We start from the raw sequence: 22,306 nt of genomic DNA on the forward strand, positions 1-22,306 counted from the left end.
GGATCAACGCCTCAGAACTGGAAATAGATGAAGGGCGCCACGCCCTCGGGGCGCATCGCCTCGACCAGCAGGATGGCCGCCCCGATCAACACACCGAGCGTCGGTGACGGCGCCGTCTTCAGCCGTTCGGCCAGCCCCTCGACCGCGCGCGGCGGCAGCCCATGCATGGCCAACCCGCCGACGATCAGCACCAGCACGAAGGGCGTCACCAGGCTGAAACCCTCGAACCGCCCCAGCCCGGCCAGCATCTGCATCGCCAGGTCAAAGGTCTCGGCCCGGAACAGGATCCATCCCAGACAGACGACGTGGAAGGTGATCAGGACCCCCAGCCAGGTCGGAATGACCTTGCGGTCCTTCACCACCGCACGACCGAGGCGCTCGACCACCTGCGCCCCGCCGTGCAGCGCGCCCCAGGCCACGAAGGTCCAGGCCGCCCCGTGCCACAGCCCGCCCAGCAGCATGGTGATCATCACATTGAGGCATGACGACCACAGCCCCTTCCGCCCCCCGCCCAGCGGCACGTACAGATAGTCGCGCAGCCAGCTGGACAGGCTGATATGCCACCGCCGCCAGAAGGCCTGCATCGAGGCCGCCCGATAAGGCTGATCGAAATTGCGCGGGAAGGAATAGCCCAGCAGGGCCGCGATCCCGATGGCCATGTCCGAATAGGCCGAGAAGTCGCAATAGATCTGAACCGCATAGGCATAGACCGCCGCCGCTATGTCGATCGCCCCATAGGCCGAGGGATCGAAGAAGACCGGATCCACCAGCCGCGTCGCCAGCTCGGACGCGATCACCGTCTTCTTGAACAGGCCCCAGACGATCAGCAACAGCCCATGGGTCGCCATCTCACGTGTCAGCCGCGGCACCCGCGCGAACTGGGGCAACAGGTCCGACGCCCGCACGATGGGCCCCGCCACCAGATGGGGGAAGAAGCTCATCAGCAGCATGACGTCCAGCAGGCTCTCGGCCGGCGCCGTCTTGCCGCGATAGACGTCGACCACATAGCTGACGCCCTGGAAGGTGAAGAAGCTGATCCCGACCGGCAGCACCACCTGCAACAGCGGCAGGTCCCGCTCCCAACCGAATTGGGCCAGCAGATCAACAGCCTGCTCGACGAAGAAGCCGTAATACTTGAAGAAGCCCAGGATGGTCAGATTGGCCGCGACGCCCAGGCCGACCCACAGTTTGCGCCGACCCGCCTGGTCGCTGCGCACGATCAGGGCCGCCACGCCCCAGTTCAGCACGGCCGAGGCGATCAGCAGCCCCACGAACCGCCAGTCCCACTGGGCGTAGAAGAACCAGCTGGCCAGCAGCAGGAACAGCTTCCGCCGTCCGTTCTCCCGATCCAGGCTCCAGCTGACCAGATAGACGAACAGGAAGAAGACCGCGAAGGCCAGGGTCGGAAACAGCATCAGTCCGCCTCCCCCTTGGCCGCCTTCCAGCGTTCATAGGCCCGCATCAAATCGTCGCTCAGCACCCCGCCGATCCACTCCGCCCCTTGGGAAGTGAAGTGCACCCGGTCGGGACGCATATAGGGCTCAGGGCTGGTCGCCAGCCGCTCCGCTGAACAGTCGCCCCCCATTCGTCCGTACCAGTCCCAGAAGGCGACGCCCGTCTCGCCCGCGACTCGCCGCTGCACATCCCGGACCACCGCCAGAGCCTCCGGCGCTGATCGCCCGCCGCACGGTCCGCCGGTTCCGGGCTTCAATCCCTCGGGCGCGCCGAGGATCAATACAGGCGCATCCATGGATCGGACTACCATCAGGGCCTGTCTGAGCCAGAGTTCATATTCGCGGGGGTCGAGGTTCGGTGCGAACCCCTCGTTCACTCCAAAGGCCAAGATGATCAGATCCGGCATCCAAGCCGCGAGTTCTAGCCAGGCGATACTGCTGTCGCGCAAGGCGAGGTCCTGCATCGTCGCACCCACGACGCCCAGGTTCGACACCTGTACGCCCGCAGCCCGTCGCGTCAGTCGCAGGTCGTAGAGCTTCAGACGCCCTGTCGGCCGGATATCGATTTGCGTCTGCGGCTTGTCGAATGTCGCCGTCTGGCATTCAGGTTGCCACACCTCGTCTTCGCGGACCGCGAAACCCATCGTCTGCGTTTCGGCGCCAGCGGTAAGGGTCAGTTCGCCGTCCGCCTGCCATGCCTCGCCGCAGATCTGGACCTGATCAAAAGCTCCGTTCGACTCGGCGGTGATCGTCATTGTTGCGCCGTCTCTGACATCGGCTTCGCCGCCGCTCAGGCCGACGCCTATCGGCATGACTCCTCTGGCCAGCACATCCGTCCGCATCGGCCAGTCGCGCGCCGTCACCTCGACCTGCATCGGTCCATAGCCGGCATAGGGCACGCCCGGCGGCAACACCCCGCGCCCACCCGCCCCGAACCGGGCCTGCATCCGCGCGCGCAGGGCGCCCGTGATCCGGTCCCCCGCCGTATGGCTGTCGCCGATTTGCAGGATATGGACGGGCCGGTCCCGCGTCCCCGCCTCGGTCGCCGCCAAGGCCTCGAACACCCCCTCCAGCGCCTCGACGCCGCAGATGCCTTCAGGACAGACCGACGCCCCCGGCCCCGGCGCGGGCATGGGCGCATAGGGAACCTCGGTCCCGCTCTGCATCCCCAGCATCAGCACCGCCGCCCCCACGGCCCCCAGGCTCATGGTCAGCCGGTCGTCTGCGGCCGGGCCGCCGCCGCATCCAGACCCGCGTCGCGCTTCAGCCGCTCCGCCACCGGCGCGCCCAGGCGGCGATAGCCGGCCATGGTCATGTGGATTCCGTCATTGGCCCGCATCAGCTGCGGCCGCCCGCTCGCGCCGGGGAGATAGGCCGCGTATTCGCCCGCCGCATCGGCCGTGACGCCGGTCGTCTCGATCAGGGGCACGCCCAGGGCCGTCATCCGTTCGCGCACCACGGTGTTGATCACCGCCATCTTGGCGTCGAACCCGGCCCGTTTCATCTTCGGCAGCCCAACCCAATAGACGGCCACGTCCCTGGACCGCATCAGGCCGACCAGATCGTCGATCCGCTTCCCATAGGCCGCTTTCCAGCCGGGCGTGCCGAAATCATGGATCACCCCGTCCAGACTGATGCCCTGGGCGTCATTGGTCCCGAACATCACCACGGCCGCATCGACGGGCGTCTCGCTCAACTGCCGCGCCGTCTTGGCCTGGATGTCCACATAGTCATAGCGCGACAGGCCGGTGGAGACCGCGCTGAACTGGGTCACAGTGACCCCCTTCTCGCCATGCAGATCACGGTACAGGGCGGCCCAGAGGCCGTCCGCCATCGAATCGCCGAACACGCCGATCCTCAGTTCGCCCTGCGCGAGCCGCGCCTTCAACGGCGTCACTGCGGCCTTCGCGACCGGCGCCGGCGCCGGGCTCTCGACCGGACTGGCGACCGCCGGCGGACTGGCCGAGGCGTTGGCGGTTCCGCCCAGCATCAGGGTCGGATGGCGCAGCCAACCGCGCCCGTCCGGCGTCAGCATCAGGCCGATCACGACCCCGACGACCAGGGCCGCCGTCAATCCGTTGATGCCTGCGCGCAAGACCGCCCCCGTCGAAAACAGGGTTAGCTATAGCTTAACGACCCCGCCCTGCGCCATGCCGGTCCCGTGTCAGGCGAAACGACAGCGACATCAGCCGAACCGCCCCTCGGCCCAGCGCGCGGCGAAATAGCCGCCGGTGGCCGAGATCGTGGTCAGAACCGTCCCCCAGATCAGGTCGATCACCGTCAGCTTGGTCTGCCAGATCTCCAGCGTCGCCTGGTTGGTCAGGTCGTAGGTGGCGTAGGCGACGAAGCCCAGCGCCGCCCCGTTGATCGCCGCCCGCGTCCAGCTTCCGTCCTTCAGGGCCGGGGCGATAGCCAGGAAGACCGTCCCGGCGATGGAGATCAGATAGAACAGCACCGCCGCCCTCATGTCCGGCTTATCCGCCAGGATCGGCCCCAGCACCGGCTTGTAGAACCGGTCGGTCATGGTGGTCAGCCAGACGGCGTCGATCACCGCAAAGGTGATCCCGGCGCCCAGATAGGCGAAGACATATTTGATCACGACAAGCTCCTCAGGCGGGTTTCAGGCGATAGTGGCTGACCGCCCAGGTGCGGCCCCCGTCGTTGCCGAACAGACCGGCGGTCGCCAGGTAGAAGCGCCGCCAGCGCCGGGTCCAAAGCCTGGCGTCGTCGCCATAGGTCTCGCGCATCAGCACAGCGATCCGCGCGGCGTTGCGATCCATATTGGACAGCCAGTCGTTGGCGGTGCGGGCGTAGTGGCCGCCGTTCCAGGTCCACTCCTGCTCGACCGCGAACAGGTCGGGAAACTGCCGGATCAACCCGTGGCTGGGCATGATGCCGCCGGTGAAGAAATGCTGGGCGATGAAGTCGCCGCTGTCGGTGTGATCGAACCGATAGGGGGCGTCGCGGTGGGTGAAGACGTGAATGAACATTCGCCCTTCCGGCTTCAGCCAGGACCGGGCCTTGGTCAGCAGGGCCCGCCAGTTGGCCATATGCTCGAACATCTCGACCGAGACGATCCGGTCGAACCTCTGGTCGGTGTCGAACAGGTTCATATCCTGGGTCACGACCGTCAGATTGCTCAGCCCCCGCGCCCGGGCCTGGGCCTCGATATGGTCCCTCTGGCCGTGGCTGTTCGACACGGCCGTGATCCGCGCCCGGGGATAGGTCTCGGCCATCCACAGCGACAGCGAACCCCAGCCGCAGCCCATTTCCAGAATGGCCTGACCGTCCGCCAGATCGGCGTGGGCGCAGGTCTCCAGCAGGGCCGCGACCTCGGCCTGGTCCAGCGTCTCCGTCCCCGTCGGATACAGGCAGCATGAATATTTCAGCCGCTCGCCCAGGCACAGGCGGAAGAACTCGGGCGGCAGTTCGTAGTGCTGACGGTTCGCCGCATCCGCATGTTCGGCGATGACCCGCTCGGCCATCTCGCGCGCAAACGCCGCCTCGTCATGCGGCCTGTCGCGATCCAGCCGCCGACGCGCCTCCGTCACCAGACTGTCGATCGCCGGGCGGGTGACGAAGTCCGGAAAGGGCGTGTCCTGCAGCTGGCGAATGGCGACATTGGTCAGGTTCATGCAGGCGCTCCCGTCAGATCACGAGGGATACGCTTTGGGACGACATTCGGATGCGACGCGATTGCCGCCGCGACCGCTTGCCCGCAAGATCGCTTCCGGACTATGAGCGGAAGACGCCGCGATATTCATCAGACGGTGAAAAGGGAGAGCGATGGGAAAGATCTATGCTGACGTCACGTCCGCGCTGGAGGGCCTGACCTTCGACGGCATGACGGTCATGTCCGGCGGCTTCGGCCTGTGCGGCATCCCCGAGAACCTGATCGCCGCCCTGCGCGACAGCGGCGTCAAGGGGCTGACGGTCATCTCCAACAACGCCGGGGTCGACGGCTTCGGCCTGGGCCAGCTGCTCGGCACCCGCCAGATCGCCAAGATGATCTCGTCCTACGTCGGCGAGAACAAGGAGTTCGAGCGCCAGTATCTGGCCGGCGAACTGGAGCTGGAGTTCAACCCGCAAGGGACCTTGGCCGAACGCATCCGCGCCGGCGGCGCCGGCATCCCCGCCTTCTTCACCGCCACCGGCGTCGGCACCCTCGTCGCCGAGGGCAAGGAGGTCCGCAACTTCAACGGCCGCGACTACGTCATGGAGACCGGCCTGATCGCCGACCTGTCCATCGTCAAGGCGTGGAAGGCCGACGAGCGCGGCAACCTGGTGTTCCGCAAGACCGCCCGCAACTTCAACCCGATGATGGCCACCGCCGGCAAGGTCACCGTCGTCGAGGTCGAGGAGATCGTCCCCGTCGGCTCGCTCGATCCCGACCACATCCACACGCCGGGCATCTATGTCGACCGCCTGATCCAGACCGTGTCCGAGAAGCGCATCGAACAGCGGACGGTGCGTCAGAGGGAGCCGGGCTCAAGTAGCGAAGCGGTAGCCCAAGGAGGGAATGTCTGATGCCCCGTACCCGCGAACAACTGGCCGAACGCGCCGCCCAGGAGCTTCAGGACGGCTTCTACGTCAACCTGGGCATCGGCATCCCGACCCTGGTGGCCAACTACATCCCCGCCGGCATGACCGTGACCCTGCAATCCGAGAACGGCATGCTGGGCATGGGCCCCTTCCCCTATGAGGGCGACGAGGATCCCGACCTGATCAACGCCGGGAAACAGACGATCACCGAGATCCCCGAGTCCTCCTACTTCAGCAGCGCCGACAGCTTCGCCATGATCCGCGGCGGCCACATCAACCTGTCCATCCTCGGCGCCATGGAGGTGGCCCAGAACGGCGATATCGCCAACTGGATGATCCCCGGCAAGCTGGTGAAGGGCATGGGCGGCGCCATGGACCTGGTCGCCGGCGTCAAGCGCGTGGTCGTGGTCATGGAACACGCCAACAAGCACGGCCAATCCAAGGTGCTGAAGGCTTGCACCCTGCCCCTGACCGGCACGGGCGTGGTCAGCCGCATCATCACCGACCTGGCCACCTTCGACGTCAAGCCGGACGGCGCAGGCCTGGAGCTGATCGAACTCGCCGACGGCGTCACCCTGGACGAGGTCGCCGCCAAGACCGAGGCCGCCTACACGGTGTCGCAGGGACTGAAGGCGGCCTGATCTTCGGCCGTTCCGGGGTCGCCCAATCGAACCTTGTTGGGTGATGACACGCCCGCTAGTGTCGATGACCCGCAGGTCCTTCGTGACCTCCGGGTGCGACCCCGGGCGCCCGCTCCCCGGCATCCGACGCCTCCAGGGGCGAGAACAGGCGACCTCCGTCCCATGGCGACTTCGCTCCAGGCGCGGCCCGCAGCCTCCGACGGCCCCGCCTTGCAGGAAGCGGCCGATCTCGACGCCCGTCTGATCGCGCGCCAGGCGGGCGACCGCCGCTTCGGCGCCCCGATCCACGCCTGGTACCCCGTGCGCGCCGCTCGGACCCGCACCGCCACGCGGGCTCAGCTCCACGGCGAATGGATCGACCTGCCGGCCACGGTGGCCCCGGACGCCGTCCAGACGACCGCCTGCGGCGGTTGGCGACTGATCAACCGCCTGGGACTGATCTGGGCCTGCCCCGCCGGCGCCGTCGCCCCGCCCGACCTGCCGTCACCGCCCGAGGCGCCCCTGGCTCTGATCGCCTACTCCAAGGCGCCTGCGCGTGCGGACTATGACCAGGCGGTCCTGGGTCTGCTGGACCCGGCCCATGTGCCGATGATCCATAACGCCTGGTGGTGGCGCAGCCAGGCGCGACGCACCAAGACCAAGAGCTACAGCCCCTCGCCCTTCGGCTTCACCGCCGTCGCGGCGGACGCCTTCGCCTCCACCCCCGCCTATGATCTGGTGTCCGAGGACCGCAAGGTCAGTATCGAGTTCCGCCTGCCATCGATCCGGCTTGAGCGCGTCACGGCCCGCGGGTTCGAACTGATCAACCTGACCACCGTCACCCCCCAGGCGGAAGGCGACGTCGTGATCCGCAACCTGATCCTCTGCTCGGTCGCCGCCCTGCGGTTCGGCAGCCCGCTGCTGTCGGCCTGGGGTCGGACCTTCCTGCGTCAGGACGTGGCCGTACTGGAGCGGCTGGAAGGCCGCAGCCCGCACCTGCCCCTGGTCTTCGCCGGCGACCCGGATCGCCCGTCCGCCTTCTACTTCGCCTCCAAGGCCGCCCTGCTCCGCGCCCAGCGCGACGACGCCCCCTACCGGAACCCGGTCGAAGCCGTGTCCCTCCAGTGGGTCACCTGAGCCGGGCCCCAGCCCTCACTTCGCCGACTGAATCGTCCAGTCGGCGATCTGGGTGTTGATGTCCCGCGTCGCCGTGTCGAAGGCGGCGACGATGGCCGAGATCCGGTTCTCACCCGCCGGCTGGGTCACAGTGAAGACCCGCTCCACCGACCGCCCCTGTTCGGGACGGATCGCCGCATCCCCGCCGGTGCGCCGCTCGGGCGTCGAACGCAGCTGGGCGCGAGCGGTGATCACCACGTCCGGCGTCGGCCCCGGCGCGGCGTAGCGCGCCTCGAACGTCGTCACCGTGACCTGCAGCACCAGCGGCGGCGTGCCGGGTTCGCGTCGGCCCAGGACGCGAATCTGGTCGGCCCGATTGGCGAAGGCCGCCTTCAGGCTGTCGTCGAACAGGGTCGCGGCGGGCGACACCCAGCGCGCGCCGCCGATATAGGCGGTTTCGGTCCCCGTGACGCCCAGGATCCGGTCGTCGCCGGTCGCTTCCGGGAACTCGATCCGGCGGATCGACACCGACAGGGAGGCGGGCGTGTCGCCCTCTGCCGAAGGGGCGTCCAGCGGCAGGCCGAACCGGTAGTTCTGCACCGGGTCCGGCGTGGACAGCAGCGAACAGCCGCCCAGCGAGACAACGACGCCGGCGACGGCGCCCAGTTGCACCAGGGAACGGATCACGGCTGCACCTCCAGCTCTTTCGATTGCGGTTTCCCGATGAAGTCGCGCGGGCTGGCGCGGACGTCGTCGATCAGGGCCTGCAGCGACCGGGTCGCCTCCTGCAGTTCCTCGATGGTTCCACTCAGTTGCGGCAGGCTGGACGTCGCGAAGTCGCCCAGCGGTCGCTCCAGCCCGGTGATCGAGCGGTTGGCCGAGGCGATGGCCGTGCGGGCCTCCGCCGTCGCCTGGTTGATGTTGGCGATGGCTTCGCGGCCGTCGGTATTGACGACGGCGCGCATGTCGGCCGCCAGCCCCTGATACTCAAGGATGGTGGCGTTGGCGTTCTTCACCGCCGCCTCCAGCTCGGCGAAGATGGCCTTGCGGGCCTCCAGCTCGGTCGTCAGGGCCTCGACGTTCTTCACGCTGGTCGAGAAGCTGCGGATATTGTCGTCGGACATGACGCGGTTGATGCGGTTCAGCGCATCCACCGTCTGGGCAAGCACCGTGCCCGAGCCGCTCAGAAGCTCGGCGATCGGCGACGGCTGGCTTTGCAGCACCGGCACCACATTGTCCGGATACTGGTCCTTCAGCAGGGCGCTGTTGGGCGAGCCGGCGGTGATCTGGATATAGTTCAGGCCTGTGATGCCCTGCGGCTCCAGCTGGGCGCGCGAGGTCACGCGCACCGGCGTCGTACCGTCCACGCGAACCCGGGCGATGACCTGGTCGCCGCGCTTGGTGTCGATGTTCAGGTCGGTCACCTCGCCGACGCGGATGCCGTTGAAATGCACCTCGCCGCCTTCCGACAGGCCATTGACCGGCCCATAGAAGACGATGTCGTACAGGTCATAGTCGCTGTTGAACTGCAGTCGGGCCAGCCAGATGGTGAACACCGCCAGCGCCGCCATAAGGCAGACGGTGGCGATTCCGACGGCGGCGTAGTGTGCGTCTCGTTCCATACTCGGCTCTCCTCAGGCCGCGGTCTTGGTAGCTGCGCGACCGCGCGGCCCCAGGAAGTATTCCTTGATCCACGGATGGTCGGAGCGTTCCAGCTCCTGCACCGTGGCCTTTTCGACGACCCGTTTGTCCGCCAGCACCGCCACCTCGTCGCAGATGGCGTACAGGCTATCGAGGTCGTGTGTGATCATGAAGACGGACAGGCCCAGATCGTCGGCCAACTGCCGGATCAATTCGTCGAAGGCCGCCGCCCCGATGGGGTCCAGGCCCGCCGTCGGTTCGTCCAGGAAGACCAGTTCGGGATCCAGCGCCAGGGCCCGCGCCAGACCGGCCCGTTTCTTCATCCCGCCCGACAGCTCCGCCGGCTTCAGATGATGATGCTCCGGTTTCAGACCGACCATGGCGATCTTCAGCTCGGCCAGTTCGTACATCACCGACTTGGGCAGTTTGGTATGTTCGACCAGGGGCGCCGCCACGTTCTCGAGAACGGTCAGGGATGAGAACAGCGCCCCCTGCTGGAACAGGATGCCGGTGCGCTTCTCGATATCCGCCGCCTGATCGTCCGTCAGGGTGGCGCGGTCGTAGCCCAGCACCTTGACCGACCCGCCCTCGGGCTCCTTCAGGCCGATGATGGTGTTCAGCAGCACGGTCTTGCCCGCGCCAGATCCCCCGACCACCCCCAGGACCTCGCCCCGTTTCAGGTCCAGGTCCAGGTTCTCGTGAATGGTCCGGTCGCCGAACTGGCTCAGCAGGCCGCGCACCTCGATCAGGTTCTCGGCCGGCTTGTCTTCCGGCGCGGCGGCCGCCGCCGTCGCATCGGTCATATGTCCAGCTCCAGGAACATCAGGGCGAAGACCGCGTCCAGCAGGATGATGGCGAAGATCGCCTGCACCACCGCCGCCGTCACCCGCCGGCCCAGGCTCTCGACATCCCCGGCCACCGACATCCCCTGACGACAGCCGATGGCGGCGATCACCAGGGCGAAGACCGGCGCCTTCACCAGGCCGACCATCATGTGCTGGGCCATGCTCCCGTCTTCGACCAACCGCTGGAAGAAGAAGGCCGGCCCCAGGTTCAGGGAGCTCCAGCACACGATCAGACCGCCCAGCAGGCCGCCGATCATGCCCATGAAGGTCAACAACGGCAGCATCAGCACCAGGGCCGCCAAGCGCGGCACCACCAGGGCCTGGAACGGATTGACGCCCATCACCTGCATGGCGTCGACCTCCTGGTTCATCCGCATGGACCCGATCTCTGCCGCAAAGGCCGAGGCCGACCGCCCCGCCAGCAGGACCGAGGCGATCACCACCGCGAACTCGCGGAACATGGCCACGCCGATCAGCTGGACCGCGAAGACCTGGGCGCCGAAGTCGGTCAGCAGGTCCACGCCGATGAAGGCCACGACCGCGCCGATGAAGAAGTTCGTCACCATCACGATGGGGATGGCGTCCAGACCCGCCCGCTCGGCCTGGCTGACCCAGGCGGGCCAGCGGATGCCGCCTGGATTTTTGGCGGCCTCGACCACGGCCTCCATCAGACGTCCCAGGAAGGCCAGGGACAGCATGGCCTCGGCCCCGAAATCATAGACGCCCCGCCCGATCTTGGCGAAGGCGCTGGTAAAGGCGCCTGGCTGCTTCGGCGGAGGCGAGCTCTTGCGCTCCAGGGCCTCGATCATCGTGTAGATGCGGCCCGCCTCAGGCCGCTCCGTCCACGCCGACTTGGGCACGCCGCAATGCGACGCCTGCACCAGGGCCAGGGCGCCGGCCGTGTCGAAACGGCCCAGGTCGCGGGTGTCCACGCTTTCGATCTTGCGGCCGTCAAGATCCTTGCCGAGCCGTTGCGGCAAACGGCCCAGGGCCGTCGTCGTCCAGTCGCCGACCAGGCGCAGCTTCGCCGTCCCGTCGCCGGCGTCCGTGATTTCGTAATCGGTCTGGCTCATCGCGCCCCGGAAGTCAGAACGGGAATCAAGCGACTTCCCAACCTATGAAGGGGACCGCCGAAAACCCGACACGCCTCATGGTCAAGCCCAAGAGGGAAGTCAACGCGCGATGACATTTGCACGGCGCTTTCCTTTCGCACTGTGTCGGACCTGCGTCCCCCATAGGATATTCCCCACCGCCACGCTGGCGCTACAACGGCAACGCCGCCAGACCGGATTCGTTCGTTCTTCAACCGATAAGGCGTCGCGCGGCGGTCAGATCCTCGACCAAGGTCCGCCGCGCCCCGGCCTGGGCGGCCCTGTCCGGCAGTCGCAGCAGATAGGCCGGGTGGACCGTCAGCATTCCGACTGATCCTTCGTCCAGGCCAGGGCCTGCCCCCTTTCCCTGGTCACCGCCGGCTCATGCAGAATGGGACGCCTCGGAAATCAGGGAGGCTGGAGCTCGGACTATCGCAGCAGATCCAGCAGCGACGTGCTGCGCAGCGAATTGATCACCTGCGCCGAGGCCTGGATCGCCACCTGCGCCATCTGCAGGTCGGTCACGGCCTGGGCCGGGTCATAGCCCGTCTTTTTCAGCATCATCTTGTCGAGCGCGATCTTCTGGGATTCGTGCGCTTCGAGGGCGGATTCGACGTGGTTCTGCACCAGACCATTCTTGGCGTTCTGGTTGGTCACGCCCTGATTGGCCTTGTCGAGTTGGGTCATCTGGGCGTTCAGGAAGGCCGTGACGCCCGCCCCCGGCTGGCCCGTCAGGGTGCCGACGCCCGTGGGCGTATAGGTCACGCCGTCGATGATCACCGGCGTGCCGTTCTGATAGGCCTGCATATTGCGGAACACCTCGGTCAGGGGGCCGCCGATTTCGTCCGCGAGGAAGCCGGTCTCGACCATGGTGTTCTCGTCGATGCGCGACTTCTGCTTCAGGCTGTCGTTCGCAAAGGTCGAGGCGGTCGAGGGGGCGGCGGCCAGATCGGCCATGGTCTTGGCCGTCGCCGGCGCGACGTCGCCACGCCCGCCGGAGAACAGATAGGAGCCCTGATGCTCGGCGTTCAACCCGCCCTGGACGTTCTGATAGTGCAGACCCAGTTCGGTCATCAGATTGGTGATGCTGCCGGCGGCCAGCCCATTGGCGATGGCCTCGCGGGCGCCCGTGCCGGCTTCGTAGATCCGGCCCATGGCCAGGTCCTGGGCGCTCAGTCGCGCCGCCGCGCTCTCGCCGGCGCCGATGAACCCTTCCAGCCGGGCCTGGGTCGAGGTCAGACTGGTCAGCTGTTCCGCCCCCCGGCCATAGCCGGCCATGTCGGTGGCGATCTTTTCGCTGCCCATTCGCTCCTGCGCCAATTCGGCGCGGCTCTGGGCCGTCATCAGATTCAGGAGGGCGGACTGATAGTTTCCGGCGGTGGCGACACGCGTCATTTCAGCATCCCGATCAGGGTGTCGTACATGTCCTTGCTCGCCTGGATCAGGCGGGCAGAGGCGTTATAAGCTTGCTGGAAGGTGGTCATATTGACCAGTTCCTCGTCCATGTTGACGCCTTCGGCCGAGGCGCGACGACTGTCGGCCTCCTGTGACAGGGCCGTCGCCGTCTCGCTGCGCGTCTTGGCCGCCGAGGCCTTGCCGCCGATGTCGCCGGCGAAGTCCGCCGCATAGGACGACAGGGTCTTGGTTCCGCCGCTGTTGCCGCCGGCGGAGGCGAAATTGACGTTCTTCTTGCCCGCGTCCGCCAGCAGAAGTCCGCCCCGACCGTCGTTCTTGCTCAAGGCCGGCGTTCCGGCGGCGGCCGACAGGTTCAACTGGGCCAGCGCCAGCTTGGCCGGGTCCTGCTGGATGTCGCTGCGGACGCTGTAGGCCCCCGCCCGCGTCGCGCCCGTACCGCCCAGACCGAACAGCTGCGACATGGACACGCCGGACGGATCCTGGGTCGTGCCGTCCTTGACCACGCTCATGGTGGTGGCGCTGGCGTCATAGGCCTTGAAACTCAATGCGCCCGAGGCGTTCAGGCTGAAGGCGCCGAACCGCCCCACGCCCGCGACCGGATCGTTCAGCGCGGACAGCAGTTCGCCCATGGTCCCGGTCCCGGCGGGAACCGCCACCGTGACGTCCCGCAGTCTCGCGCCGGACTCGCTGCCGATGCGGAAGGTCAGACTCTCGCCCGCATCGAAGCCGTGCTGCGACGTCAGGCTCAGACCGGTTTCATAGAAGGTCGGCGTCTTGGTGCTGACTAGGTCGTTCAGCCCGAACCAGTGCGAGAAGCCTCGACCGCCCTTGCTGCTCGGCGTCGTCGCATCGTCGGCGATGGCGATTCCGTTTCCGGCCTGGCCCTCGATCCGCAATTGTCCATTGAAGAAGCCGACCGTCGCCGTCCCCCCCAGTTGGGCGTTGACCGTCGCCAGGAAGGTCGTCGGATCGGCGGCCACCCCGTTGACCGTCATGGTCGCGCCGGAGAAGACGATCTCGGCCGAACCCTGGATCACGCCTGCGCTGTTCACCGTCGTGATCGTGGTCTTGCCGGTAAAGCCGGTCAGGGCGTTCGTCAGCGACTGGCCGGTGTTTCGTCCGGTCAGACTGGTCGGCGCGGGCACGGCGCTGTTGGCGTTGTGGGCCCGGTTCAGTTCGTCGGCCATCTTGGCCGTCAGTTCGCCCAGACGGGCGGCGGCGGCCGGGGCGTCGATGTCGCGCAGTTCGACCAGCCCGCGGATCTCGCCCGACGACACCCCGTCCAGCAGCGGCCAGCGCGTGCCGTTCGGTTCGGTGATCATGATGTCGGAGAAGGCCGTCGTCGCGTCCACCGTCCCCGCCGCCTTGTACGACAGGGTCGCATTCCCTTCGCCGACCAGGGTCGTGCCCGTCCCGGTCCGCAAGGTGACGCCCCCATTGGCCCGGGCCTCCACCTTGACGTCCATATATTTGGACAGTTGGTCGATCAGCGTCTGTTGGGCGTTCTGTGCGCCCGTCACGTCCTGGTTGATGACCGTTCCGGCGGCGATCGTCTTGTTGAGCTTGGCGATCTGTTCCAGCAGCGGATTGATCGTCTCGACCGCGTTCTGAAGCCGCCCGTCCGCTTCCTGGCGCGCCGCCTGGATCTGGGTGGCGATGCCTGCGGCCTCATTGAACAAGGCCTGGGTCTTGTAGATCGTGTCCTGGCGCGCGGCTGAAGATGTGGGGCTTTCGCCCAGGGTCGCATAGCTGGCGAACAGCTTGTCTATGTCCGCGAAGAAACCGCCGTCGCCGCTGGGATCGCCGAACCGGGTCTGGATCTGGTCGTACAGTTCATACCGCACGGTCTCGCGCGCCGCGTCCGCATTGGCGCTCATCCCCGCAGCCTGCAGGAACCGATCGGTCGCCAGCCGAACCCGCGCGATATCGACGCCGGCGCCATAGCCCTGGGTTACGGCCGCCGTCTGATCGACGGTCTTGCGCACATAGCCCGGCGTATGGACGTTGGCGATATTGTCCGACGTCACGCGCAACTGGGCCTGGGCCGTCTGGAGGCCCGAGGTCGCGATATTCATGATCGACGTCAACGACATGGACCGGCTCCCCTCGCCCCACCCGGCAAGCCCTGCCCTGCCATGCGCAGATCTTGCCCGGCCACGCGCCGCCGCCGCTCAACCAGAGCGTTGTTTTTAAACGACATCGCGGATCGCGCAGTCTTCATGGTCCGCGAGGTGCGCAAGCGTCGGGCCAACATGTCCGTCGCGACATGACGGAGGCCTGAGGACGTCGATTTCGATCCAGACGCGACGCCTTCCAAGCCGGGCAAAAAAGGGGCGAACGCACGGCAAGAAAGGCCCACGCCCGATGGCCGGCTTTCGGCAGGATCTGATTTTTCCCTTTTAGATCAATGAATATGCAACTGGCCCGCCCCTTGCGACGGGCTGTTGGAAGAACCAGGCGCAGCAGGCGCCGCCCAGCCCTGAAGGTCGCCTGCCTCTCATGCCGTCCGCATTCGCCATGTTCGCCTCCGCGCCTCCGGCCTCCGCCGGATCGGCCGCTGCTGCACCGGGCGCCACGGACAGCGAGACCGCCAGCCTGTTCTCCTCGAACCTGGCCGACGCCATCCAGGGCGTAAAAGCAGACGCCGCAAAGGCCGAAGCTGCACATCGGACGCCGGGCCGCCTCTCGCTCCCGGTGATCTCCAACCCGGAGATGGAAGCGGCCGAGACGTCCGACGCCTCTCCCGCCCTGGCGGAAGCGGTGGACGTCGCACCTGACGCCTTGATCGCCGTTGAAGCGCCGACCTCAGACGCCGCCCCCGACGCCGCGCCCGACACCGAACAGACGGATACGCCCGTCGCACCTTCCGACCTCGCGGCTGCGCCTCAACCTCCTCTCCCGCATTCGGCTCCTGTGGCCGCCCCCATTGTTGCGCCGACCACAACGTCCGAACCGTCGCTTGAAACAGCGGCTGCCGAGGACGCAAGCGTTGGCCAGACGACAGCGGCCCTTGAACAGGGCGCTGCGGCAGGCGTGACCGTTGAGCCCTCCGCTCAGCAGAACGCGACGGCCGCGACCGAAACCGCGTTGGTCGAGGCGACGCCTGCGCCATCGCCGATCCCGGACGCCCCCGCGCAGACCGCGATCAACAGCTCGGCAGAGACCTCCGCGCACGAACAGAGCCTCGCCCAGAATCACGAAGCGGCTGCGGCGGCGCCCGTCGCCCCTGATGTCGACCAGACACTCGCCGCTCTGGCCGCGCAGCAAGTCCACGCCGCTGCGTCATCTCCGCCCACCGCCAAGGACGGCGTGACGACGCAGACGTCTTTGCCGGAATCGGGGATGACGGGACAGGCTTCGGCTGACGTAAAGAACGCTTCAGCCTCGGCCCCCGACAAATCGGCCGTGGCGGCCGACGCCTCTATCGTGAAGCCGGCCGAAAAGGCGGCGACAAAGCCGGTCTCGGAACCCGTTCAATCCGCCGGCGCCAGCGCCGTTTCTCCCAAAGTCGAGACCGCCGCGCCGAAGATGGACGTAAAGGTCTCGATCCAGTCGGCCAACCTCGTGGCGCAGCCCGTCCAGACGGTCGCGGTAATCTCGAGCCTGGCGGTCGCCGAAGCGGTTAAGGCCATAGACGCCAAAGTCGAGGTCCCGACGGAACCGTCCGACACAGGGTCCGCGCCGGTCATCGCGACATCGCAACCGGCTGAAAGCGCGCCCGCCAAGGCGGCGACGACGCCCGTGACGAACGCCGCCCAACCCAACCCGACCTCGACCAAGCCCGCGCCCGCCGAGGCGAGCCAAGGTCAGAACGTGGCGCAACCCGCGCTCGGCGACCACATCGCCATGGCGGACGCAACGCCGCCCCCGGCCCAGAACGCCGCCTCGACCGAAGCCGCGCCGACCGGGACCGTTCCGGTCCTCGATGCGGCCATGACGTCGCTTGACCCGGCCACGCCTGTCGATGGCGCCACGGAAGCCCGCGCGCTCGATGCGGCGACGACCACGACCCAGACGACCAGCGCCTCGTCCCTGTCGCGCGCCACCGTCGAGACGACGGCCCATCTCGCCGCCCAGATCGCCCGCAAGCTTGAGGGACGCTCCACCCGCTTCGACATGGTGCTGACGCCAGAGGATCTGGGTCGGGTGGACGTAAGCCTGGAGATCGGCGCCGACGGCCGGCTCGCCGCACGCCTGGCCTTCGACAATCCGGCCGCCGCCGCCGAATTGCGCGGCCGCGCCGACGAACTGCGTCGCCAGCTTCAGGACGCCGGTTTCCAACTCGCCAGCGACTCGCTCGACTTCACCCAACGCGACACCTCGTCCGGCGGCGGTTTCGACCGCCAGCAGCAGCAGCACCAGAGCCTGTTCGCACGCGGCGCGCGCCTGACCGCCCAGGCCGATCTTTCCATTGCGCCGCCCCAGGGCGCCTGGACCAACCATTCCCAGACGCGCGACCGCGTCGATGTGAGGGTCTGACCCCATGGCCACCGCCGTTTCCTCCGTCGACGCCTCCGGCCGCCTGAACAGCGGCACGACGATGCTGGCCTCGAACTTCGAGACCTTCCTGACCCTGCTGACCACGCAGATGAAGAACCAGGATCCGTTGTCGCCGCTCGATTCCAACGAGTTCACCGCCCAACTGACCCAGATGGCCGGTGTGGAGCAGCAACTGCTGACCAACGACCTGCTGACCAGCCTGGTCGCGGCTCAGTCGGGCAATCTGAACAACGCCGCCGCCTATATCGGCAAGGAAGTGACCGCGGCCTGGTCCGCCACGACACTGAAGGACGGCAAGGCGGACTGGAACTACGAACTGGCGTCCGACGCCGCCGCCGCCACGCTGAAGGTCCTGGACAGCAAGGGCAAGGTCGTCTGGGAAGGTCCGGCGCCCGACAAATCCCAAGGACTTCACTCCTTCACCTGGGACGGCAAGACGAGTGGCGGCGAAGTCCTGACGGAAGGCGTCTATACGCTGAAGGTCTCGGCGATGGACTCCAAGAACGCCAACGTCGCCAGCCAGGCTCTGACCCAGGGCCGGGTCAAGGGCGTCGAAATGTATAATGGCGAACCGTACCTGGTGGTCGGCGAGACCATACTCCCCCTCTCGACCGTGATCTCGCTGAACGAGATCGCCGACAAACCGAGCAACGACGATACGGAGAATCCGGACGTCCCGACCGAGGAGGCGGCCGCATGATGCGCTCCGCCGCCTTCCCGATGAATTCCATTCAAGGAGCGTCTTCATGAGCTTGAACAGCGCAATGCTGGCCGGCGTGTCCGGCCTGGCCGCCAACTCCGCCGCCCTGGCGGCGATCTCGCAGAACATCGCCAACGTCAACACCGTCGGCTACAAACGCTCGCAGGGCGAGTTCCAGACCCTGGTCAACAGCCAGACCCGCGCCGGCGGTTCCTATTCGGCGGGCGGCGTGATGGCCAACACCCGGGCCTTCGTCAGCCAGGAAGGCCAGCTCCAGCGCACGACCGCCAGCACGGATCTCGCCGTCAGTGGACAGGGCTTTTTCGTCACCACGACCCAGGCCGAAAACGTCGGCGCCACGGACACCCGCCTGTTCACCCGCGCAGGCGCCTTCCGCGTCGACAACCTGGGCTATTTGAAGAACAGCGCCGGCCTTTACCTGCAGGGCTGGCCGGTGGATTCCAACGGGGAGATCGCGACCGACCCGTCCGACCTGTCGCGCTTGCGCTCGGTGAATATCGGCTCGGTCGGCGGCACGGCCGAGCCGACCACCCGCGTCCAGATCAACGCCAATCTGCGCTCGACCCAGGCCGTATCCAGCCCCGCTGCTCCCACCAACTACAACGGCGTCGAAGACGCCGCTGTTCCGCCAGTCAAGCACGACATCACTGTCGGCTATAAGCGAACCGGGGCCAATACGTTTGAAGTCACTTTGAAGTCAGGCATCACCAAGATCGTCGGCACGGCCACCTACGACGCGACCGGCGCCCTGACTGGCTTCGTTCCCAGCGCCGCTTCCAGCGCCAATGGATCGGCGACGGCGAACGCCACCACCCTGACCATCACCCCGACCAGCGGCACGCCGCCCGTCAACGGCACGCCCTATGCGATCGACTTCGCGGAAATCGGCATGGCGACGAACGGCGTCGCCCAGACCAAATACGACCCCTCCGTCAACTCCATGGCGATGTACAACGCCGACGACGACACGCCGGCGGGCGTCAAGCCGGACTTCAAGATGAACATCCCGGTGTCTGACTCCAAGGGCGGCCAGCGCAATCTTGAGATTCGTTTCCTGAAAAGCGCCGAACCGAACCAGTGGTATGCTGAAATCGTCTCGGCGCCGGCCGATGACGTAGTGACCGGCGCCCCCTACTCGAACGGCCAGATCAAGACCGGCCTGATCGCCTTCACACCCTCGGGCCGCCTCGATGTCGAGACCATGCAGAGCTGGCCCGCCGGCACGGGTCTGTTCGACGACCCGACCCAGGCGACCCTCTCCTTCCTGGAGTCAGACCCCAATAACACGATCGATCCCGCCGACCCGCTGGACAACGGCAAGGTCAAATGGGCCGACGGCCTGGGCATCGCCGCCCAGACGGTGATGCTGGACCTCAACACCTCCGCCGGCGGGCTCAGCCAGCTGAACACCGCGTCCGTGGTGCAGTCGACCGTCACCAACGGCACGGCCTTCGGCAATCTGAGCGAGATCACCATTGATGAAAGCGGCTTCGTCACCGCGATCTTCGACAACGGCGTCATGCGCCGCATCGCCCAGGTCGCCATCGCCACCTTCCCGAGCCCCGACAGCCTGAAAGAGGTGTCCGGCAACGCCTACGCCGTCAGCCTGGAGAGCGGCACCTTCAACCTGAAGGCGGCCGGAACCGGCGGCGCCGGCACGATCGCAGCCCAACAGCTGGAATCGTCCACCGTCGATCTGTCGGCCGAATTCACCGGCCTGATCACCACCCAGCGGGCCTATTCCGCCTCGTCAAAGATCATCACCACGGCGGACGAAATGCTCGCCGAACTGATCAACATCAAACGCTGATCGGCGAGTAAGTAAGCGTTAGTCTCAATGAATCGTCGTTCAAGCAAGGTTTACAAAATGGTTTGGGGAGGGACGGGTTTTATCAGTTCCTTCACCACGACCCTTAAACCGACCTTAGCGGGGGTGGCCTACATTCATGACACTACGGTGTTGGTGAAAGAGGCATAAGCCCATGTTGCAAGAGCGACGCCTGAATAGCAAAGGCGAACAATACGTGGTCGGACCGACTGGCACGCCCCTGACCCTGAACGATCTGCCGCCGTCCAATACGGACCGGTGGGTGATCCGCCGCAAGGCCGAGGTCGTCGCCGCCGTTCGCGGCGGTCTGCTGAGTCTTGACGACGCCCTGGCGAAGTACCGCCTGACGGCGGAAGAATTCCTCGCCTGGCAGAAGGCCATCGACAAATGGGGCATGCAGGGTCTGCGCACGACGCGGATCCAGAGCTACCGCTCCTAAGGGTTCCCCCCGAAGACGACGAGGGCCGCATCCGGCGACGGGTGCGGCCCTTTTCGTTGGCCGGCCTCGAAATCGCGCCGGTTCCGCACTAAATGGCGGCAATGACCCTGGTCGAAGACATCTGCCCCGTTCCTGACATTCGCCGCACCGACATGGATGCGGCGGTCGAGAGCGCGCGGGCGGCGGTCGGCCTGCCGGTCGGGGCGCGCGTCGTCGCGGCCATGTCGGGCGGGGTGGACTCCACCGTCGTCGCCGCCCTGCTGCACAAGGCGGGCTATGACGTCGTCGGCGTCACGCTGCAGCTCTACGACCACGGCGCGGCGCTGAAGAAGAAGGGCGCCTGCTGCGCGGGCCAGGACATCCACGACGCCCGCCTGGCGGCCGAGATGATCGGCATTCCCCACTATGTCCTGGACTATGAAAGCCGGTTCAAGGACGCGGTGATCGATCAGTTCGCCGACTCCTATCTGAAGGGCCAGACCCCGGTCCCCTGCATCCGCTGCAATCAGACGGTCAAGTTCCGCGACCTGCTGGACGTCGCCCGCGACCTCGGCGCCGAGGCCATGGCGACGGGCCACTATGTCCGCCGCGCCGCGGTCGGCAATCGCTCGCAGATGCGCAAGGCGATCGACCATTCGCGCGACCAGTCCTATTTCCTGTTCGCCACCACCCAGGACCAGCTTGACTATCTGCGCTTCCCCCTGGCCGATCTGGAAAAGCCCCAGGTGCGCGGCGTCGCCGCCGAACTGGGGCTGAAGATCGCCGCCAAGCCGGACAGCCAGGACATCTGTTTCGTGCCGTCCGGCGACTACCGCACCCTGATCGACCGGCTGCGTCCTCAGGGGCGCGAGGCCGGCGAGATCGTGCACATGGACGGGCGCGTGCTGGGAACCCACGCCGGCATCACCGACTACACCATCGGCCAGCGCCGGGGCCTGAACGTCGCCGTGGGCGAGCCCCTGTTCGTCGTCAAGCTGGAGCCCGAAACCCGCCGCGTCATCGTCGGCCCGCGCGAAGCCCTGCTGACCGCGTCCCTGACGCTGGAAGAAACCAACTGGCTGGGCGACGAAGCCACCATCATGGAGGCGGCCCAGGCGAACCTGCCGGTCCTGGCCCGCGTCCGCTCGACCCGCCCGCCCTCGCCCGCCCGCCTGATCCTGATCGACGATCAGGTTTGCGTCGTCTTCGACGAAGGCGAGGAAGGTGTCGCCCCCGGCCAGGCCTGCGCCCTGTACGACCCGGACGACCCCGACCGCGTTCTGGGCGGCGGCTTCATCCGCGACACGACGGCGGTCGCGGTCTGAGCCTCAACGGGCGTCGCGCCCGCCCTCGCGCGGGCGATAGTCCAGCCGCACGCGGAACTCGCGCGTCCGCCAGGCCGTGCCGGCAGGGGGCGGGGGAAAGGGCTCGGCGGCCCTGATCTGGCTCAGGGTCGCGGCGTCCAGCGCCGCTCGACCGCTGCTCGACAAGATGCGCGCGTCGCTGACACGCCCCCGGCGATCCAGGGTGAAGGCCACCGTCACCAGGCCCGTGACGCCCCCGGGGTGCCGCTTGTGCGTCTCCACCCAGCGCAGAACCTGGGCGTAATAGTCGTCGACCTGGGCGCCCCCGTTGGCGCCGGACGTAGCCGCCGCACCGCCCCCGGTCAGGCCCCGCCGCAGGTCCTGCGCCCCATCGGGTCCCGGTTCAGCTTCCGATCCGCCCTCCGCCTGAAACGAAACCAGCGGCTCCGAAACGGCGGACGTCAGGGCTATGGGCGTCGTTTGAAATGTTGGAAACAGGGTCAGCGACGGCCTGGGCGCCGGTCGGACGGGCGCGGTCTGGACCTCGGGTTCATGCGCAGCCTTGGGATGGTCGCCCCCCTTGGAAGCCGCCGCCTCTGTCGATCCATCGACACTGTCGAAGGCCGCGCGCGGCGACAGCGTCAGTTCGATCACCGGCGCCCCGCCCTGATCGGGCGTCGGCGGGTGAACAGACCCGACCGCCAGCATCGACAACAGACCCAATTGGACGACCGCAACGACCACCCCGGTCGCTGCCTTGGCGAGCGGAGATACATACTCAGGCGGCATGAGGGGCGCATAAAACCGGAT

General features: G+C 67.1%; 20 protein-coding genes. 8 read left to right on the top strand and 12 right to left on the bottom strand.

Annotated elements, in window-relative coordinates:
• Positions 1-11: 11 nt before the first annotated feature.
• From GYM46_RS02380 to GYM46_RS02400, 5 genes are all read right to left on the bottom strand, one after another.
• Positions 12-1,415 (bottom strand): MBOAT family O-acyltransferase, encoded by a 1,404-nt coding sequence (locus tag GYM46_RS02380; RefSeq protein ID WP_008264303.1) that lies wholly within the window; start codon positions 1,413-1,415, stop codon positions 12-14.
• Positions 1,415-2,662 carry a GDSL-type esterase/lipase family protein gene (locus GYM46_RS02385; RefSeq protein WP_008262813.1) on the bottom strand — a complete coding sequence of 416 codons (1,248 nt, stop codon included), beginning with the start codon at positions 2,660-2,662 and terminating at the stop codon, positions 1,415-1,417. The genes GYM46_RS02380 and GYM46_RS02385 overlap by 1 nt, the downstream gene beginning before the upstream one ends.
• Positions 2,663-2,664: 2 nt before the next feature.
• On the bottom strand, positions 2,665-3,549 hold the full coding sequence (locus GYM46_RS02390; protein WP_008264232.1) for an SGNH/GDSL hydrolase family protein: 885 nt from the start codon (positions 3,547-3,549) through the stop codon (positions 2,665-2,667).
• 90 nt (positions 3,550-3,639) lie between these two features.
• Positions 3,640-4,053 (bottom strand): DUF2177 family protein, encoded by a 414-nt coding sequence (locus GYM46_RS02395; RefSeq protein WP_008260687.1) that lies wholly within the window; start codon positions 4,051-4,053, stop codon positions 3,640-3,642.
• Between the two features lie 10 nt (positions 4,054-4,063).
• Positions 4,064-5,089 (bottom strand): SAM-dependent methyltransferase, encoded by a 1,026-nt coding sequence (locus GYM46_RS02400; RefSeq protein ID WP_008263852.1) that lies wholly within the window; start codon positions 5,087-5,089, stop codon positions 4,064-4,066.
• A gap of 151 nt (positions 5,090-5,240) precedes the next feature.
• Here GYM46_RS02400 and GYM46_RS02405 point away from each other — a divergent pair, with 151 nt between their 5' ends.
• From GYM46_RS02405 to GYM46_RS02415, 3 genes are all read left to right on the top strand, one after another.
• The gene (locus GYM46_RS02405; RefSeq protein WP_008259499.1) at positions 5,241-5,981 is read left to right on the top strand and encodes a CoA transferase subunit A; all 741 of its coding nucleotides are present in this window, start codon (positions 5,241-5,243) and stop codon (positions 5,979-5,981) included.
• Complete coding sequence (locus tag GYM46_RS02410; RefSeq protein ID WP_008263071.1) at positions 5,981-6,637, top strand: 3-oxoacid CoA-transferase subunit B; 657 nt, start codon at positions 5,981-5,983, stop codon at positions 6,635-6,637. The genes GYM46_RS02405 and GYM46_RS02410 overlap by 1 nt, the downstream gene beginning before the upstream one ends.
• Before the next feature lie 162 nt (positions 6,638-6,799).
• Positions 6,800-7,753, top strand: coding sequence for a hypothetical protein (locus tag GYM46_RS02415; protein ID WP_008262848.1), 954 nt, complete (start codon positions 6,800-6,802; stop codon positions 7,751-7,753).
• Positions 7,754-7,768: 15 nt separating this feature from the next.
• On the opposite strand, the gene GYM46_RS02420 is transcribed toward GYM46_RS02415, so the two are convergent.
• The 6 genes from GYM46_RS02420 to flgK form a co-directional block, all read right to left on the bottom strand.
• On the bottom strand, positions 7,769-8,419 hold the full coding sequence (locus tag GYM46_RS02420; protein ID WP_008262808.1) for an ABC-type transport auxiliary lipoprotein family protein: 651 nt from the start codon (positions 8,417-8,419) through the stop codon (positions 7,769-7,771).
• Positions 8,416-9,354 carry an MlaD family protein gene (locus GYM46_RS02425; RefSeq protein ID WP_008262102.1) on the bottom strand — a complete coding sequence of 313 codons (939 nt, stop codon included), beginning with the start codon at positions 9,352-9,354 and terminating at the stop codon, positions 8,416-8,418. Before GYM46_RS02425 ends, GYM46_RS02420 begins: the two co-directional genes overlap by 4 nt.
• Before the next feature lie 12 nt (positions 9,355-9,366).
• Positions 9,367-10,176, bottom strand: coding sequence for an ABC transporter ATP-binding protein (locus GYM46_RS02430; protein WP_008261119.1), 810 nt, complete (start codon positions 10,174-10,176; stop codon positions 9,367-9,369).
• Positions 10,173-11,291: an MlaE family ABC transporter permease gene (locus GYM46_RS02435; RefSeq protein ID WP_008258921.1), complete on the bottom strand. Its 1,119-nt coding sequence runs from the start codon at positions 11,289-11,291 to the stop codon at positions 10,173-10,175. The genes GYM46_RS02430 and GYM46_RS02435 overlap by 4 nt, the downstream gene beginning before the upstream one ends.
• Before the next feature lie 447 nt (positions 11,292-11,738).
• The gene (locus tag GYM46_RS02440) at positions 11,739-12,704 is read right to left on the bottom strand and encodes a flagellin (RefSeq protein ID WP_008261892.1); all 966 of its coding nucleotides are present in this window, start codon (positions 12,702-12,704) and stop codon (positions 11,739-11,741) included.
• A complete protein-coding gene (gene flgK, locus GYM46_RS02445; RefSeq protein WP_232216212.1) occupies positions 12,701-14,800 on the bottom strand; it encodes a flagellar hook-associated protein FlgK in 2,100 nt (699 codons plus the stop codon). Before flgK ends, GYM46_RS02440 begins: the two co-directional genes overlap by 4 nt.
• Before the next feature lie 424 nt (positions 14,801-15,224).
• Here flgK and GYM46_RS16755 point away from each other — a divergent pair, with 424 nt between their 5' ends.
• From GYM46_RS16755 to mnmA, 5 genes are all read left to right on the top strand, one after another.
• On the top strand, positions 15,225-17,204 hold the full coding sequence (locus tag GYM46_RS16755) for a flagellar hook-length control protein FliK (protein WP_232216211.1): 1,980 nt from the start codon (positions 15,225-15,227) through the stop codon (positions 17,202-17,204).
• A gap of 4 nt (positions 17,205-17,208) precedes the next feature.
• Positions 17,209-17,925 carry a flagellar hook assembly protein FlgD gene (locus GYM46_RS02455; RefSeq protein ID WP_008263783.1) on the top strand — a complete coding sequence of 239 codons (717 nt, stop codon included), beginning with the start codon at positions 17,209-17,211 and terminating at the stop codon, positions 17,923-17,925.
• Positions 17,926-17,971: 46 nt separating this feature from the next.
• The gene (gene flgE / locus GYM46_RS02460; RefSeq protein ID WP_040349335.1) at positions 17,972-19,756 is read left to right on the top strand and encodes a flagellar hook protein FlgE; all 1,785 of its coding nucleotides are present in this window, start codon (positions 17,972-17,974) and stop codon (positions 19,754-19,756) included.
• 172 nt (positions 19,757-19,928) lie between these two features.
• Positions 19,929-20,213, top strand: a complete 285-nt coding sequence (locus GYM46_RS02465; RefSeq protein ID WP_026108337.1) for a DUF1153 domain-containing protein — start codon at positions 19,929-19,931, stop codon at positions 20,211-20,213.
• Positions 20,214-20,305: 92 nt separating this feature from the next.
• Complete coding sequence (gene mnmA / locus GYM46_RS02470; protein WP_040349329.1) at positions 20,306-21,517, top strand: tRNA 2-thiouridine(34) synthase MnmA; 1,212 nt, start codon at positions 20,306-20,308, stop codon at positions 21,515-21,517.
• 3 nt (positions 21,518-21,520) lie between these two features.
• Here mnmA and GYM46_RS02475 read toward each other — a convergent pair whose 3' ends face one another.
• Positions 21,521-22,285: an energy transducer TonB gene (locus tag GYM46_RS02475; protein ID WP_083793336.1), complete on the bottom strand. Its 765-nt coding sequence runs from the start codon at positions 22,283-22,285 to the stop codon at positions 21,521-21,523.
• Positions 22,286-22,306 lie beyond the last annotated feature (21 nt).

The sequence above is a fragment of the Brevundimonas mediterranea genome, assembly GCF_011064825.1.
GTDB classification, from domain to species: Bacteria; Pseudomonadota; Alphaproteobacteria; order Caulobacterales; family Caulobacteraceae; genus Brevundimonas; species Brevundimonas mediterranea_A.